Annotated in this window: 1 protein-coding gene; it reads left to right on the forward strand. The window is 62.7% G+C overall.

Annotation, left to right across the window (positions count from 1 at the left end; genetic code table 11):
* Positions 1–445: aldehyde dehydrogenase family protein (locus JK635_RS28865; RefSeq protein ID WP_202655501.1), on the forward strand; the 445-nt coding region annotated here is incomplete at both ends.

A 445-nucleotide genomic window follows, 5' to 3' on the forward strand; every position in this document is an offset into this window, starting at 1 on the left:
GGCCGGCAGGTCGGTGGCGGGCATTGCCGGTTCGGAGCTGAAGAAAACCGTGCTGGAGCTTGGTGGCAGCGATGCTTACCTGGTGCTGGAAGATGCGGACCTGGAACTGGCGGTGCAAACCTGCGTAAAGAGCCGCCTGATCAATGCCGGCCAGAGTTGCATCGCCGCGAAGCGCTTCATTATCGTCAAGCCGCTGTTTCGACAATTCGAGCAGCGCTACCTGGAAAAATTCCAGGCAATCCGGTTTGGCGACCCGATGGATGCAGCCACGGATATCGGGCCGATGGCGCGTGCCGATCTGCGCGACCAGGTTCATGAACAGGTCATGCAGAGCGTGCAGCAAGGTGCCCGGCTCCTGACTGGCGGCGTGGTGCCGGAAGGACCGGGCGCCTACTATCCGCCCACCGTGCTGTCCGGCGTGCGACCGGGCATGACAGCCTTCGAT

The sequence above is a fragment of the Neobacillus paridis genome, assembly GCF_016765675.1.
GTDB lineage: Bacteria > Bacillota > Bacilli > Bacillales > Cytobacillaceae > Neobacillus > Neobacillus paridis.